The sequence below is a fragment of the Bradyrhizobium sp. CB82 genome (genome assembly GCF_029714405.1).
GTDB lineage: Bacteria > Pseudomonadota > Alphaproteobacteria > Rhizobiales > Xanthobacteraceae > Bradyrhizobium.
In genome coordinates this window covers 649,733-663,162 of record NZ_CP121651.1, presented here as the reverse complement: position 1 = coordinate 663,162, position 13,430 = coordinate 649,733, and the positions used below count along the sequence as shown (strand labels likewise).

Sequence of the window (13,430 nt, the reverse complement as noted above, 5' to 3'; positions counted from 1 at the left end):
AGGGCAACGGGAGCGGTGCCTCAGCCGTAGGTCTCCGCGATGAAATCGATGAAGGCGCGAAGCTTTGGCGTCATCTTGCGGTTCTTTGGCCATAGAATTTGTCGCGCGCGGGACTGCGTCTTGTAGTTCGACAGCAGGAGTCGCAGCCGTCCCGCGGCGATATCCTCAGCAAGAAGCTCGTCGCGCATCAGCACGATGCCTGCGCCGGCGAGTGCGGCATAGCGAATGCCGAACGCGCTGTTGATGGCCAGTCGGCTCTTGACGTCGACCTGGACTTCGCCATCCGGCCCGAAGAACGTCCACCTTTGACCATCAGCCCAGCCCGGATAACGCAGGCATTCGTGATCAACGAGATCCTTTGGGTGCGTCGGCGTGCCGCGTTCGGCGAGGTAGCTCGGCGCCGCGCAAACCACGCCTGTGTAAGGCGAGAGCGTGCGCGACATCATGGTCGAATCGGCGAGGGTGCCGACCCGGATGGCGGCATCGAGACCTTCCTCGAGCAGGTCAACCATCCTGTCGCTCAGAACGAGCTCAACCGAAACGTCGGGATACTTCCTCATGAAGCGGACGACTGCAGGTGTCAGGCTGTACGATCCGAAGGCCACCGAAGTCGCCACACGGAGCTTGCCGCGCGGCGCGCTCATAGCTTCTTCGACCAGCGCATCTCCCGCTTCGGCCTCTTCCAGCAAATGCCGGCAATGGTCGAGGTAATTGCGGCCAAGTTCGGTGAGGCTCTGTCGACGGGTTGACCGGTTGATCAATTGCGACCCCAGCCGCTCTTCGAGAAAGCGGATGTGCTTGCCAATCATGGTCGGTGACTGCCGTAGCTCCTTCGCCACTGCGGCGAATGAGCCCAGATCAGCAACCTTGACGAAGATGGACATGCTGGTCAGTCGGTCCATGATTATAAACCATAGGTTCTTTCAGAGCGGAACAAGCGGCTGTTTATGCCCGAACAGTATTGATTACCATGAGTGAGTAATGAACGCGAACACCATGGGAGTGATTGGGTGCGGTTCGATTTCGAGACGATGCTCGCGTCCGAGCGCTACGGGCTGCTGCTCGCCACCGTGCTGCCGCGGCCGATCGCCTGGGTAACGACCTGCGATCGAGACGGCCTGGTGAACGCCGCCCCGTTCTCCTTCTTCAACGTCTTCGGCAGCGACCCCGCGACCGTCGGGGTTGGCATCGGCAGCAAGGGACCGGCCGAGCCCAAGGACACCCGCGCTAACATTCGCGAGACCGAACAATTTGTCGTCAATTTGGTACCGTTCTCGCTCGCACAGGAGATGCGCGTCACCTCGATCGCCTTCCCAAGAGGCGTCGAGGAGCCCGCCGAGGCGGGCCTGTCACTTGCTGCATCCGAGCGCGTCGCCGTTCCGCGCATTGCGCAAGCTCCGGTTTCAATGGAATGTTCGTTCATGCAAGAGATCGCCCTCGGCAGCTTCGGGCTGGTGCTCGGCAAGATCGTGATGGTTCACGTCAGCGACGAGGCGGTGATTGACGCCGGCCGCCAACATGTCGATGCGAGCAAGCTGGACCTGATCGGCCGCATGGAAGGTGCCTGGTACACCAAGACGCGCGACCGCTTTGAAATGCCGCCGATCGCGCTCAACGATTGGAACGATGCGCGGTCCGCGCGGCACATCGCAGCTGAATCAACATAGCTTTCTGAAAGAGGTCACCATGGCTTTCCAGCTTACGATCAACGGAGATCGTCATTCCGTCGACGTTGACGGAGATACACCGCTTCTCTGGGTGCTGCGCGACGTGCTCGGCATGACCGGTACGAAATTCGGCTGTGGCATGGCGCTATGCGGCGCCTGCACAGTGCATATCAACGGCGAGGCCGTCCGTTCGTGTATCACCTCGATCGATAGCATCGGCGATTCGAAGGTCACCACCATTGAGGCGGTCGGCAAGACGCCGGCGGGTGAGAAAATTCAGGCTGCCTGGCTCGATCGAGAAGTGCCGCAATGCGGCTATTGCCAATCCGGCCAGATCATGTCGGCGTCTGCATTGATTGCGAGCAATCCACACCCGACGGATTCGGACATCGATGATGCGATGTCGGGCAATATTTGCCGCTGCGGTACGTATGTACGTATTCGTGAAGCGATCAAGCAAGCCGCACAATCGGGAGGCTGATCATGACGCTCGCCCACACTAATTCCGACTTAGCCCAGGCTGGTCTGTCGCGGCGGGGCTTTCTCCGCGCGGGCGCCGGAGTGAGCGGCGGCTTGCTGCTCAGCCTGAACTTGCCGTTCGCGAGCCGCGAGAGCGATGCGGCGAGCGCCGATACCTTCGAGCCGAATGCCTTTATCCGGATCGGAGGCGACGGCCAGATCGTCTTGACCATGCCCTATGTCGAGATGGGGCAGGGCACCTACACCTCAATCCCGATGCTGATTGCCGAGGAGCTCGAGGTCGGCCTGAACCAGGTGCGCCTGGAGCATGCCCCGCCGAACGAAGAGCTTTACGTGAACCCGCTGCTCGGCGTGCAGGCGACCGGCAACTCGAATGCGATGCGAGGCGCCTGGCAGCCCCTGCGCAAGGCCGGTGCGACCGCGAGAACAATGCTCATCGCGGCGGCGGCCAAGCGTTGGAATGTCGATCCCGCCTCCTGCCGGGCCGAAAACGGCGAGGTGCATCATCAGGCGTCGGGACGCAGCCTCGGTTACGGCGCGCTTGCCGCCGATGCGGCGCGGATGCCGGTGCCTGAGAGCGTGACGCTGAAGAAGCCGGCGGACTTCAAGCTGATCGGCACGCCGGCGAAGCGGCTCGACACGCCCGCCAAGGTCAACGGCACGGCGCTCTACGGCATCGACGCCCGGCCGCCCGGCGTGAAGATCGCGACGCTCGCGCAGTCGCCGGTGTTCGGTGGGCGGGTGAAGCGTGTGGACGATGCGGCGGCGAAGGCCGTCAAGGGCGTTCGCCAGATCGTCCGGCTCGATGACGCGGTCGCTGTCGTGGCGGACCATATGGGGGCCGCCAAGAAAGGCCTCGCCGCGCTCACGATCGAATGGGACGAGGGGCCGCATGCGAAGCTTGCGACCGCCGCCGTCGCTCGCGAGCTCGAAAGTGCCACGACGAAGCCCGGCGCGGTGGCGCAGAATGTCGGCGATGTCGGCAAGGCGATGGCAGGCGCGTCCACCAAGGTCGAGGGGACCTATCAGCTGCCGTTCCTCGCGCACGCAACCATGGAGCCGATGAACTGCACAGTCCATGTCCGGCAGGGCGGCTGCGAGATCTGGGTCGGCAGCCAGGCGCTTGGGCGCGCGCAAGCCGCGGCGGCAAAAGTCCTGGGTGTACCGCCTGAGAAGGTGGTGGTGCACAATCAGCTGCTCGGGGGCGGATTTGGCCGCAGGTTGGATGTCGATGGTGTCATCCGCGCGGTCGAGATCGCCAAGCAGGTCGATGGCCCGGTGAAGATCGTCTGGACCCGCGAGGAAGACATCCAGCACGACATGTATCGTCCCTATTGGTTCGACAGGATTTCGGTCGGTCTCGACCAGACCGGCAAGCCGGTTGCCTGGAACAACCGCTTTGCCGGCTCTTCGGTGATCGCGCGGTGGCTGCCTCCGGCGTTCAAGAACGGCCTCGATCCCGACACGACCGAAGGCGCCATCGACCTTGTCTACGACATCCCCAACTTCCACGTCGAATATGTGCGGGTCGAACCGCCGGGCATTCCGACCGCGTTCTGGCGCAGCGTCGGGCCCTCGCACAACGTCTTCGTCACCGAAAGCGTGATCGACGAACTGGCCGCAGCCGCGAAGCAGGACCCGGTCGAATATCGGCGGTCGCTGCTCGCCAAGTCGCCTCGCGCCAAGGCTGTGCTGGACCTTGCGGCGGCAAAGTCCGGCTGGGGACAGCCCTTGCCCAAGGGAAGCGGTCGCGGCGTGTCTTTGCAACTCGTGTTCGGCAGCTACCTGGCGCAGGTCGCCGAGGTCGAGGTCGCGAAGGACGGTGCGGTCCGCGTCAGCCACGTCGTTTGCGCAATGGATTGCGGCGCAATCGTCAATCCCGACACGGTGCGGGCGCAGATCCAGAGCGGGACGATGTTCGGCGCCACCGCGGCGCTCTACGGCGAGATCACGCTTAAGGACGGACGTGTCGAGCAGACCAACTTCGATACGTATCAGATGCTGCGCATCAACGAGGCGCCGGCCATCGAGGTCCATATCGTGCAAAGCTCCGAGCCGCCCGGCGGAATGGGCGAAACCGGCACATCGGGGATCGTGCCTGCGATCAGCAATGCGATCTTTGCGGCGACGGGCAAGCGGCTGCGCAAGATGCCGGTCGATGCCGCGCTGTTGAAACAAACGTAACGTATTACGAGGAAGCGATGAACGAGCTGCTCGGCCATGTCCTCGAGGCGCATGGCGGCCTGGAACGCTGGCGGCGATACAACAAGGTCGAAGCGACGATCGTCACCGGCGGCGGCTTCTTCCCGCTGAAGGGCGTGCTGCAGGATCGCAACCCGCGGCGCATGACAGTGTGGCTGCATGAGGAGCGCTCGTCCGTCACGCCGTACGGGGCTCCCGATCAACGCACGATGTTCAAGCCGGATCGGGTGGCCATCGAGAAGCTCGATGGCACCGTGGTCGCGGAGCGTTACGCGCCGCGGGATTCGTTCGCCGGACATCAAATGCACACGCCGTGGGATCCGCTGCACCGCGCCTATTTCAACGGTGAGGCCGTGTGGACCTATCTCACGACGCCCTTCCTGCTGGCGATGAACGGGGTCCGTGTCGAAGAGACAGAAGCCTGGCGCGAGGGAGCGGAGAACTGGCGCGTGCTGCGTGCCTACTTCCCCGGCTGGATGGAAACCCACTGCATGGTCCAGGATTTCTTTTTCGGCAAGGACATGATGCTGCGTCGTCAGGATTACAGCGTGAACATCGCGGGAGGGTTTCCGGCCGCGCAACTCACCTCGGACTACATCGAGGCAAGCGGTATTCGCCTCCCAAGCAGGCGGCGTGCCTACACCCGTGGTCCCGATCGCAGGCCCATCACGGATATGCTGATGGTCTCGATCGACTTCAGCGAGGTCGTCTTCTCGTAATCGTTCGCTCCCCGGACAGAGCTCTCCGGCGGCAGGATCACGGGGCTTCTATCTGGCGGCCGATCGTTCACGATGAGGAGCCGAGGTCCAGTCGTTCGCCGGGGCGCGCGCATCCCGTTGCCTCAGATCGTGCGGGACTGATCGTCCCTGCAGCGGCAGCTTCCTTATTTGGAAAACACTGCCAAGCTATTGAAACTGCGAGGAGCCATATTCAATCATTTTTCCAAATGCGCCTTGAAATCATTGACAAGCAGATTTTGCCCGCCTTGAGGCTACCGAGATCAGTCGCGTCGGGCGGCAGATGGCGGCCGAGGGCGGGCTGACTTACGGCGAGATCGTGGACGAGGGAGGTCGTAACATGGGCAGGGTGGTCAGATCGACCGCCCGCGGCGTCTGGAAGCGGAAGCACCGGATCTCGAGCAACGGATAACCGCCGTTGACTGCCTGGTCGATCTACGGCGAGGGGGCAACCGGGTCTGGGACACCGTCACCACCTCGGAGCCGGACCGATAAAATTCATCCGGGACAGCGGCGCACAGCGCTGCATGGATGGCTTCCCAGGACGTGAATTCCCGCGGCATCTCCTGGAGAACGCCATCTCCGCCGTCAGGGTCGATTATCAGACTTGCACGGCGGTTGAAGGAGACGGCTTCGGATTGCCACGCCCATGCGGCCGCCTCGGCGGTTCGATCCCGATCGCCCGCGCTAATCCCATGGCAGATGTGCGGCTTTGCGCGCAGCTGCAACCCAGTCCGTGACGTTGTCCGAGTTCAAGCTCGCATCTTCCAAGCACTCTTGGCCGCCGCCAACCGCCCGCCGAACTCGCCGAACGCGAGCTTGCCGCCTTTGCCGCATGCGTGATCGATCTCGAGTTGGATCTTGAGAATCTCCTCGGCCGACCTTCCGCACCTTGCCGAGGGCATGCAATCGCTCCGAGATCGACCGGTCGCGTTGGGTCGTCTTCGGCGCTGCCTTCTTCGGGGCCGGCTTGCGCTTCTTCGCGAACTTGGCTGCCTTCTTCGTCTTCTTGACCACCGACCTCTCCTCATGTTCGGCCGGCCAGGCTACAAGCCATTTTTCAGCGGGCAGCATACGGGTGGTGTGGTTCGCCCGCGCATCCGACCTCAGGCCTCCAAGGGGGCGCACTTGCCATTCACATCGACGGAGGGTTGCGTCCGCCGAGGGGGCAGGGGCATGCTTGAGAATAGGTGGAAATCCTACGCAACAAGCGCAACACAATGAAATCGGAAATTTTCAACTAACCCATTGATATCATTGGCGCGTATGATGCTCGACCCCATTGCAGCAGGAGGTACCGAGGTTAGCTGGCAACTTTGATTGTGCTGTTCACGGAATTCGGGTTGCACGGCCCGTATTGGGTCAGATGAAGGCGGTGCTGGACCAGATGGTGCCGGGCATATCCATTATTGACCTGTTTGCTGATGCGCCGGTTGGAAATCCCAAGGCATCGGCCTACCTGCTGGCGGCCTATGCCGCATGGTTTCCGGCGGGTACCGTTTTTCTTGGCGTCGTCGATCCCGGCGTCGGCGGTGCACGCCCGCCTGTCATCGTCGAGGCCGACGGCCGCTGGTATGTCGGCCCGGGCAACGGATTGTTCGAACTGGTCCAGCGCCGCGCCGGACAGACGCGGAGCTGGCACATCGACTGGAAGCCGGAGCGCCTCTCGGCCAGTTTTCACGGTCGCGATCTCTTCGCACCGGTTGCCGCCATGCTGACGCGCGGGGAGCCGCCTCCAGGCCAGCCATGCCAGGATGACGCGAATCGCCACCTGGATTGGCCGGACGACCTCAGCGAGATCGTGTACGTCGATCATTTCGGCAACGCCATGACCGGCGTGAGGGCGGTCATGTTGCCAACCGACGCAAGGCTTTGCGGTCGCCGATCGAGTGTTGGAGCGCGCAAGGACGTTTAGTGATCTGCCGACGGGTGCTGCCTTCTGGTACGAGAATTCGAACGGGCTTGCCGAAATCGGCGTTAATCAGGGGCGCGCGGACCGCGAGCTCGGTCTTTCGATCGGCATTTCGCTCGAGATCGTCTCTTGAACAAAGGCTTGCCCGGTCACAGTTTTGAACTGTGATGGGCAAGGTAGTGAAACAGCGCACCGGCCCGGATCGGCCGAAACTGCGAGAGCGCCGCAGCAAGCTGGCGGCGAGCGGTAACGGGCGGCTTCCAGAGCAGATCCGCAAAATTCTCCGCAAGCATTATTCAAGCAAATATCGAGTGCGGTGAGTACCCTTGGCGGAGCGGCTGTGGCAGCAGTCTCGGAGCTTTCGCTGCGCGGAATGATGCGCCATACTCATCAAGCCTGTCGCGGCAGGATGGATTTGTTGCTTGGAGGCGTAGGCCAATGCCTGAGCGAACCCACAGTCGAGAGAGCGAGATCGATGTCACCAAAGCAAGCGCACGTCTGCCCGGGCTCGACATCGACATCACTCATCGACAATCGCCGGGCGGCGAGTGGGAGCAGGTGTCAATAAACGTACGTGCAACGCCGTCCTTCGAATCGCTCGGGCGCTTATTCGAGGCAGCCGATCCTTTCCTGCTTTGGGTGCAGGCCGCGCGATTGATGTGGATGCCCTGGCTGCTAACGGGGCAGACGATAATGTTGCCGGGAGGCTGGCCGCGAAGACTGCCGAACTCCGAGTGAGGATGGCACTATTGCTTCGCCGCGGCGCCTGACTAGAGCTTTTCGGTTAGCGCTGACGGGAAGTGGCGCGCCCGACACGATTCGAACGTGTGACCTTTGCCTTCGGAGCAAGATAACGTGCCCATCCGAAAAATGCGATAGGGCACGCTAGGCTACGCTATCCACCTGAAGCGGCTGGATATTCTCAGAAACATGGTTGCGATCGGATTCGCCAGAGCAGCGGCGGCTCAAGGCGCAACCGTTCTGCCGAAGACGGACGTGCTCACCGTAAACATCACTGCCAACAAGGTGACTGGCGTAACCACCACGAGAGGCGTCATTGAAGGCCCGATCGTGGTTGATGCAGCTGGTGCCTGGACGCGACAGGTCGCGGAGGTAAGTGGGATTTCCGTGCCGTTGGTGCCTACCCGGCAGCAACTGATTGTCACGGAGTTCTTGGATGGCGCGCGTGCTGACCTACCGATGGTTCGCATTATGGATGCCGCCGTGTATACGCGCCCCTGCCAGGGCGGTTTCCTTTGGGGTGTCTACGAGGAGACGCCACGATTTTTCGAGATGAAATCGCTAGGGGCAGTTTCGATATCAAGGACATGCTACTCGACATCGAGGTTCTTCGTTCGGCCGCTGTGGAGGTCAAGGATCAACTTCCGATCCTGCAAACGGCTCAGGTGCGAGAGTTTCGTGGCGGCATACCGACGATGACCGCGGACGGCCACCACGTTCTCGGTCCTGCCCCGGGGGCTGAAGGTTTCTACTTCGCGAGCGGCTGCAACGTTGCCGGCCTTTCAATCTCGCCGACGGTCGGCGAGGCTATTGCAACTTGGATTGTCGATGGCAGGCCGCGTGTCGATCTCTCGCCTAGGTCCGTCATGCGCTTCACGGACTAGTCGTGGTCTGAAGCCCAATTGCAGAAGGAAGCCGCCTGGCAATATCGGCACTTTTACGGTGCGGTCTGACCTATCGACTTCGCCCACAGAGCGCATTGGCGAGTAGGACCGGGCGAGAAAGGGGTCGAAAGTGGTTCCCGCATGCGCTGGCGTAGAGTGGCGCGCCGTTCAGAACAAAACAGCGAACTCCTATGCTATCGAAATCGCAACACAATATCCAACCGAGAGCGAAGCGGCGAAGTTGACCGCCTGCAGCGGGCGGATCGCGCTACGATCCGCCCGCCACCTCGACCTCGCTCGGTCAATCAACCGAGGTGATGAACTTTCTGCAGGCCGTAAACCGGAGTCGGGATGCCTTCCATCCGCGCCTTCAGCTGCAACGCCAGATATTGGGAGTAATGCCGCGACTGATGCAGATTGCCGCCGTGGAACCAAAGCGCTTGCTGCTGGGTCGGCTTCCACATGTTGCGCTGCTCACCCTCCCACGGCCCGGGATCCTTGTTGGTATCGGATCCAAGACCCCAGACCTTGCCGACCTTGTCGGCGACTTCCTGCGAGATCAGGTCGGCCGCCCAACCGTTCATCGAGCCATAGCCGGTGGCATAGACGATGAGATCAGCGGGGAGTTCGGTACCGTCCACGAACCTGACGCCGGTTTCGGTCAGTTCCTGCACCGCCGCACCCTTGCCGCTCTTGAGCTTGATCGAGCCGTCGATCACGAGATCGCAGGCGCCGACATCGATGTAGTAGCCCGAGCCACGGCGCAGGTACTTCATGAACAGGCCGGAGCCGTCGTCGCCCCAGTCATGCATGAAGCCGACCTTCTCCAGCGCGTCGTAGAATCCCTTGTCGCGCTCGCGCATCTGTTGGTAGAGCGGAATCTGGAACTCAGGCATGATCTTGTAGGGCAACGAAGCGAAGATCAGATCGGCCTTGCGCGTGGTCATGCCGCTCTGGACCGCCTGCTCCGAGTAAAGCGCGCCGAGGCCGATATCCATCAGCGTATCGGACTTCACGATATGGGTGGACGAGCGCTGCACCATCGTGACGTCCGCGCCCCCTTCCCACAGCGCGGCACAGATGTCGTGAGCGGAGTTGTTGGAGCCGATCACCACCACCTTCTTGCCGCGATATTTCTCCGGTCCCGGATGGTTCGAGGAGTGTTGCTGCTCCCCCTTGAAGACGTCCTGTCCTTTGTACTTGGGCCAGTTCGCTTTGCCGGACATGCCGGTGGCAAGCACGAGCTGCTTCGGCTTGAGGGTAGTCTCCTTGCCGTCGCGCTCGACGACGACGGTCCATTCCTTGGCCTTGTCGTCATACTTGGCGGACTTCGCGACCGTAGAGCTCCAGTAGTTCAGCTCCATCACCTTCGTGTACATTTCCAGCCAGTCGCCGATCTTGTCCTTGGGCGCGAAGACGGGCCAGTTCTTCGGGAAATCGATGTAAGGCAGGTGATCGTACCAGACCGGATCGTGCAGGCAGAGCGACTTGTAGCGTTTGCGCCAGGAATCGCCGGCCCGTTCGTTCTTCTCGATGATGATGGTGGGCACGCCAAGCTGCCGCAGCCGCGCGCCGAGCGCGATGCCGCCCTGCCCGCCACCGATGATCAGCACATAGGGCTGCCTCGCATAACCCAGTTCGGCGACCTCCTGATCGCGTTCCTCGCGCCAGCTTTTGCGATCCTTGCCATGGCCGTGCTTGGCGCCGAGCGGACGAGTGAAGCCCGATTTCTCCTCGTGACCCTTGAGTTCGGCCATCGTGGTGAGCAGCGTCCAGATGCGGCCATCCTTCATGCGCACATGACCAAAGCCGCGGGCGACATCGGTTTCGAACTGGATCCAGCTATCGACGATGCCATCGGCCTCGGTCGCAGTTTCGCCGTCAGCGATGCGAAATCCTGACGGCCTGGTATCCGCAAGCCGCGCCTGCAGCATGTCGCGGATCTGATCCTTACCCTCCATGGTTTTGATGTTCCAGGTGAAGGTAACGAGATCGCGCCAGTAGCAATCGGTCTGGAACAGCGCCAGCGCACGTTCGATGTCGCCGGACGACAATGCGGCATTGAACTCGTCGAGCAGTGCGGTGACTCTTCCGTCCGGAGCCTTCGTGAGCATGGTTTCATTCTCCCTTGTGCCGGCGTCGATCGCTCTCGCGTCGTGGTCCGGTGCGTTGTTGTCGAGGTCGAATTTTGCCTCCGCGCCAATGTTAGCAAGCCTCGTGCCACGGCGCCCGATCTCGAAATTACCTATTATTTCCTCGTGTTAATGACGCCGCCACGGCGCAACGGCTGTTGCGCCGTGCAACAGGTGTTGCACGCAACAAACTTGATCGGCGGCACAATCCGAGTGACACTCAACGCAACAACGTGCGAGGAAACATCCGGGAGTATCTGCCGTGATTACGGAGCAGGCTGCGCACATCGACGAGCTGGTTCGCGTTGCGGTCGGGCAGAGCAGCGCGCGTGATGCGATCATCCATCAGTCGTGGGTACGATGCGTCTCCGAACACAAGCTCGATCCGGTGGTCCTGCGCGATGCTCATATCGTCACCTCCAGACGGCTGCGCGAGCATCGCGACGCGATGGACGAATTCCTCCACACGGCTCGCTTCGGCGTCGAGATGCTGTATCGCCAGATCGCCGGACTCGGCTACGTGCTGTTGCTGACCGACGCCAGGGGCATCACGGTGGATTTCATCGGCGACCCGACGTTCAACAACACGCTTCGCAAGGCCGGCCTTTATCTCGGTGCCGATTGGAACGAGCCGCATGCCGGCACGTGCGCAGTCGGCACATGCATCGCGACCGAAGAAGCCCTGACGGTGCATCAGTCGGACCATTTCGACGCCACCCACATTCCGCTGACCTGCACGGCTGCGCCGGTCTTCGACCCCAGCGGCAAGCTCGCTGCGGTGCTGGATATCTCCGCGCTGCGCTCGCCGGAACCGAAGGCCAGCCAGTTCCTGGCACTGCAACTGGTCAAGTCGTTCGCCCACAAGATCGAGAACGCGAACCTGCTGAATCGTTTCCGGCAGGAATGGATCATCAAGCTGTCCGGCTCCGCTGAATTCGCCGACGTCGATCCGGATTATGTGATGGCCGTCGATAGCAGCGGCCGCATCATCGGCTTCAACAATCGCGCGAGGCAGCTACTCGCCCGCGAACTGAGGAAGCGTCCGGACCTTCGCCTGCGAGCCGACGGCTTCAGCGTGTCCGACATCTTCGAGTGCACGATCGACGATCTGCCGCGCTTCGCCCATTCGCGGCCCACCGGCCAACGCGCGCTGCGGCTTGCCAACAGCGGCGCGACACTGTTCGCGCAAACCTTGCCGCCCCCGAACAAGCTGGCCGCACCGGCCTCGTCCCGCAGCGAGTCGGCGCTTCCGGCGCCGTTGCGCAGCCTGTTCCGAGGTGATCCCACCATGCATCAGGTGGTGACGCACGCGGCCAAGCTCATCAATACCCAGATGGGCCTGCTCATCACCGGCGAAACCGGCACTGGCAAGGAGCACCTGACGAAGGCGCTGCATTCGGTCAGTGCGCGGGCAGGCAAACCTTTCGTTGCGGTCAACTGTGCCGCGCTGCCGGAAAGCCTGATCGAGAGCGAGCTGTTTGGCCACGAGGCGGGTGCCTTCACCGGCGCGGCGGCCAAGGGCAAGAAAGGTCTCTTGCTCGAAGCCGACGGCGGCACCCTGTTCCTTGACGAGATCGGCGACATGCCGATTTCGTCGCAGACGCGCCTGTTGCGTGTGCTCGCCGAACGCGAGGTGACACCGGTCGGCCGCACCCGGCCGGTCCCGCTCAATGTCCGCGTCATCGCAGCCACCCATCGCGACCTCGTCGCGCTGGTGAAGACCGGGCAGTTCCGCGAGGATCTCTATTTCCGCCTCAACGGCGCGGTGTTTGCGTTGCCTCCGCTGCGTCAGCGGACCGATATCGAGTGGCTGATCGATCAATCCCTGCATCGACTTTCGACGGAGCACAAGGCCAACTATGCGCTGACGGCAAGCGCGCGCGGCGCGCTGCTCAAGTACCAATGGCCCGGCAACATCCGAGAGCTGGTCAACGCGCTCGATCATGGCTGCGCGCTGTCGACCGACGGCACAATCGATCTTGCCGATCTGCCGGACCGGATCGCTCATCCTCTGCGTGTGGAGATATCCGGAAAACCGGCACGTGGGGGAGTGGCAACGTCACAGCAAGCCGACGAGTTACTGACAGCGTTGCGCAACAATCGCTGGAACGTCTCGCGGGTAGCACGCGAACGCGGCGTCGATCGCTCGACCATTCACCGCCAGATTCTCCGCTTCGGCATCACCATGCCGAAAGACCTGACCTGAGTGCAGTTGCAGCACTGGCTGCACGCCGTCGCTGACCTCCATGGTCAGATACGACCTGTCTTAGCCGACTTCACCGGAAACGACCGCGAAAGCAGTCGCAATGTCACCGTGAACCCCGACGGCGATCGGCCGCTGCGGCATCGATCGAAAGCCGAACATGGCAGGAATGGCGACTTAGCCGCCGACCAGCCTGGGAAGAAGACGGTTTCTTCCGCGTTCGGGCGAACGATCGGACCTGCGAGACCTGACCTGGACCAATCCGGACCGCTACGGTGAAACCGATATTCGTCAGCTCGTAGAACCGCTGCTCCGCCTTCGCCAGTTCTTGCGCGTCGTCGGAGTTGAAAGGATGACGGCTGTCGCCGGTGTGGTCCATCACGATCTGGATCGCCATGATCGCCCTCCTCGGATTGCTGATAGCCAAGGACCTTGATCCAGTATCCGGCCAAAGTCGCGGACTTTCAAAGGG

General features: G+C 62.0%; 12 protein-coding genes, 1 tRNA gene and 1 pseudogene. 10 read left to right on the top strand and 4 right to left on the bottom strand.

Translation table 11 applies throughout. The features are described from left to right. Positions 1 to 20: 20 nt before the first annotated feature. The gene (locus QA640_RS47055; RefSeq protein ID WP_283043318.1) at positions 21 to 902 is read right to left on the bottom strand and encodes a LysR substrate-binding domain-containing protein; all 882 of its coding nucleotides are present in this window, start codon (positions 900 to 902) and stop codon (positions 21 to 23) included. Between the two features lie 108 nt (positions 903 to 1,010). Between QA640_RS47055 and QA640_RS47050 the strand changes: the two genes are divergently transcribed. The 7 genes from QA640_RS47050 (at position 1,011) to QA640_RS47025 (ending at position 7,736) form a co-directional block, all read left to right on the top strand. Beyond that, positions 1,011 to 1,667: a flavin reductase family protein gene (locus tag QA640_RS47050; RefSeq protein WP_283043317.1), complete on the top strand. Its 657-nt coding sequence runs from the start codon at positions 1,011 to 1,013 to the stop codon at positions 1,665 to 1,667. Between the two features lie 19 nt (positions 1,668 to 1,686). After that, the gene (locus QA640_RS47045) at positions 1,687 to 2,148 is read left to right on the top strand and encodes a (2Fe-2S)-binding protein (RefSeq protein WP_283043316.1); all 462 of its coding nucleotides are present in this window, start codon (positions 1,687 to 1,689) and stop codon (positions 2,146 to 2,148) included. A 2-nt stretch (positions 2,149 to 2,150) separates the two neighbouring features. Then, positions 2,151 to 4,331: a xanthine dehydrogenase family protein molybdopterin-binding subunit gene (locus QA640_RS47040; RefSeq protein WP_283043315.1), complete on the top strand. Its 2,181-nt coding sequence runs from the start codon at positions 2,151 to 2,153 to the stop codon at positions 4,329 to 4,331. 17 nt (positions 4,332 to 4,348) lie between these two features. After that, a complete protein-coding gene (locus tag QA640_RS47035) occupies positions 4,349 to 5,068 on the top strand; it encodes a hypothetical protein (protein WP_283043314.1) in 720 nt (239 codons plus the stop codon). A 1,384-nt stretch (positions 5,069 to 6,452) separates the two neighbouring features. Continuing rightward, positions 6,453 to 7,001, top strand: coding sequence for an SAM-dependent chlorinase/fluorinase (locus QA640_RS47030; protein WP_349253778.1), 549 nt, complete (start codon positions 6,453 to 6,455; stop codon positions 6,999 to 7,001). Further along, positions 6,976 to 7,131 carry an SAM hydroxide adenosyltransferase gene (locus QA640_RS48580; protein WP_349253777.1) on the top strand — a complete coding sequence of 52 codons (156 nt, stop codon included), beginning with the start codon at positions 6,976 to 6,978 and terminating at the stop codon, positions 7,129 to 7,131. The genes QA640_RS47030 and QA640_RS48580 overlap by 26 nt, the downstream gene beginning before the upstream one ends. Before the next feature lie 305 nt (positions 7,132 to 7,436). Further along, positions 7,437 to 7,736, top strand: coding sequence for a hypothetical protein (locus QA640_RS47025; RefSeq protein ID WP_283043313.1), 300 nt, complete (start codon positions 7,437 to 7,439; stop codon positions 7,734 to 7,736). A gap of 63 nt (positions 7,737 to 7,799) precedes the next feature. On the opposite strand, the gene QA640_RS47020 is transcribed toward QA640_RS47025, so the two are convergent. After that, positions 7,800 to 7,894: transfer RNA gene (locus tag QA640_RS47020), tRNA-Ser, on the bottom strand. Between the two features lie 34 nt (positions 7,895 to 7,928). On the opposite strand from QA640_RS47020, the gene QA640_RS47015 reads away from it, so the two are divergent. After that, positions 7,929 to 8,438 carry an FAD-dependent oxidoreductase gene (locus QA640_RS47015; protein WP_283043312.1) on the top strand — a complete coding sequence of 170 codons (510 nt, stop codon included), beginning with the start codon at positions 7,929 to 7,931 and terminating at the stop codon, positions 8,436 to 8,438. Further along, positions 8,327 to 8,623, top strand: a complete 297-nt coding sequence (locus QA640_RS47010; protein ID WP_283043899.1) for an FAD-dependent oxidoreductase — start codon at positions 8,327 to 8,329, stop codon at positions 8,621 to 8,623. The genes QA640_RS47015 and QA640_RS47010 overlap by 112 nt, the downstream gene beginning before the upstream one ends. 305 nt (positions 8,624 to 8,928) lie before the next feature. Here the strand turns inward: QA640_RS47010 and QA640_RS47005 are convergent, their stop codons facing one another. Continuing rightward, positions 8,929 to 10,737: an NAD(P)/FAD-dependent oxidoreductase gene (locus QA640_RS47005; protein ID WP_283043311.1), complete on the bottom strand. Its 1,809-nt coding sequence runs from the start codon at positions 10,735 to 10,737 to the stop codon at positions 8,929 to 8,931. 280 nt (positions 10,738 to 11,017) lie between these two features. Here QA640_RS47005 and QA640_RS47000 point away from each other — a divergent pair, with 280 nt between their 5' ends. Further along, complete coding sequence (locus QA640_RS47000) at positions 11,018 to 12,961, top strand: sigma-54-dependent Fis family transcriptional regulator (RefSeq protein WP_283043310.1); 1,944 nt, start codon at positions 11,018 to 11,020, stop codon at positions 12,959 to 12,961. A gap of 191 nt (positions 12,962 to 13,152) precedes the next feature. Here QA640_RS47000 and QA640_RS46995 read toward each other — a convergent pair. Next, positions 13,153 to 13,355: pseudogene (locus QA640_RS46995) on the bottom strand (hypothetical protein); the annotation flags it as partial. Positions 13,356 to 13,430 lie beyond the last annotated feature (75 nt).

Coding starts and splice junctions, on each gene's coding strand:
- QA640_RS47055 (WP_283043318.1), bottom strand. CDS start 902: ATGGACCGACTGACCAGCATGTCCATCTTCGTCAAGGTTGCTGATCTG.
- QA640_RS47045 (WP_283043316.1), top strand. CDS start 1,687: ATGGCTTTCCAGCTTACGATCAACGGAGATCGTCATTCCGTCGACGTT.
- QA640_RS47040 (WP_283043315.1), top strand. CDS start 2,151: ATGACGCTCGCCCACACTAATTCCGACTTAGCCCAGGCTGGTCTGTCG.
- QA640_RS47035 (WP_283043314.1), top strand. CDS start 4,349: ATGAACGAGCTGCTCGGCCATGTCCTCGAGGCGCATGGCGGCCTGGAA.
- QA640_RS47030 (WP_349253778.1), top strand. CDS start 6,453: ATGAAGGCGGTGCTGGACCAGATGGTGCCGGGCATATCCATTATTGAC.
- QA640_RS47025 (WP_283043313.1), top strand. CDS start 7,437: ATGCCTGAGCGAACCCACAGTCGAGAGAGCGAGATCGATGTCACCAAA.
- QA640_RS47015 (WP_283043312.1), top strand. CDS start 7,929: ATGGTTGCGATCGGATTCGCCAGAGCAGCGGCGGCTCAAGGCGCAACC.
- QA640_RS47010 (WP_283043899.1), top strand. CDS start 8,327: ATGCTACTCGACATCGAGGTTCTTCGTTCGGCCGCTGTGGAGGTCAAG.
- QA640_RS47005 (WP_283043311.1), bottom strand. CDS start 10,737: ATGCTCACGAAGGCTCCGGACGGAAGAGTCACCGCACTGCTCGACGAG.